Origin of the sequence: Microvirga tunisiensis (assembly GCF_009296175.1) — a bacterium.
GTDB classification, from domain to species: Bacteria; Pseudomonadota; Alphaproteobacteria; order Rhizobiales; family Beijerinckiaceae; genus Microvirga; species Microvirga tunisiensis.
Window position 1 is genome coordinate 1 of sequence record NZ_VOSK01000780.1, and the last position, 1,265, is coordinate 1,265.

Here is a 1,265-nt window from a genome sequence, read left to right on the forward strand (position 1 = left end):
CAGGCGCCCACCGTCGAAAGCAGCGGTGATCTTCTTGCGGCCAACGGCTGGAAACGGGAAGGTGGCAGGTGTATCGTCCGGCATGGCGAGTGTGGCACAGGGCAATTGGTGGCAGGGATTAGTCTCAACAACCAAATCCTACGCTGCTTCAAGTGCTTAAGCTACACTCGCCAGCCTTCATCAACCTTCCCATGCATAAGAACGGCTAGATCCTCGACACAGTGATTTTGACCGATTGGCTTGCTGTCCCTTTGGCTACGACACCGTGGTCAAATTTGGCTTGGCCACGACCAACTTGCCGGACATGGGTGACAGGCGGGCAGTTGAAGCGTAGGATCGTTCATGGTGGGTGCGGCCTCGAGGAAATAGCGCAGATTGGCTTCAGCAACCAAATCCTAAGCCCGTTCAGCCGCTTGCGCCACGCCCGCCAGCCCCCATGAATTTTTCGGGCTTGGTGATCCTCTACCGCGACAAGGCGAAACCAGCCGGAGAAATTGACTGCGCACAGGGAGATCGGACATGACCAACCTTGTTCGGTTTACAAAATTCTTTCCTGGGGTGGATCCGGGTTTCAGCGGCAGTCTCAGCAGATTTGCACAGACGGTAGTTATTCGTTTAAGACTCCCACCAGGTACATATGTTATTCATGGAAGAGTATCGATCTCGAATACTGACCCTGATTGGCAAACAGCAAGTGCTATGATCACGGCTTCAGACGGCGCAGAGATCATAGATGAAGTCTTTTTTGCTATGCTCGGTACCGATCATCCTGGTAGGCCATCTTGTATGATTGTTTCTCTACAAGGAGTGCTGCATATACCACAAGATAGGGGGCGTGAGATCATCGATATACGTTGCGCTACGCACAAGGGGTGGGCAGACTCTAGCAGACTGATCGCAATTCAGGTTGGCAGTCTGATCGAGGCCAGCCTTTAGAAATCGCCTCTCGTCGGCCTGATTCAGCGCGGAGGTCGGGTGGTCCTACACATGTTAGCCAACGTGCAGCAGACCACGATCAAGTCGATCATCGAGGCCACGGTTGCCCTCGTCCACACCGACGAGTACGGCGTCTACGCCCGCCTGTCAGCCCCTGTCAGCCTAGGACTATCAGCGCAAGACAGTCGCTAAACCGTCAAAAGTAATTACCCAGGCCCTTGCGCCAACTGGGATTCGCTGATTCCCTGCTGGTATGGGCCGCGGCGATCTTGAACGTTTGAGCAAGGAAGAGCTGATTGAGTTGGTGCTGCGGCTGCAGCGGCCGCAAA

General features: G+C 54.5%; 2 protein-coding genes. Both read left to right on the forward strand.

Translation table 11 applies throughout. The features are described from left to right. The first annotated feature begins 519 nt into the window (after positions 1-519). A complete protein-coding gene (locus FS320_RS43610; RefSeq protein WP_152718678.1) occupies positions 520-936 on the forward strand; it encodes a hypothetical protein in 417 nt (138 codons plus the stop codon). A gap of 51 nt (positions 937-987) precedes the next feature. Continuing rightward, positions 988-1,128: a hypothetical protein gene (locus FS320_RS45710; protein WP_153885415.1), complete on the forward strand. Its 141-nt coding sequence runs from the start codon at positions 988-990 to the stop codon at positions 1,126-1,128. Positions 1,129-1,265: the final 137 nt, after the last annotated feature.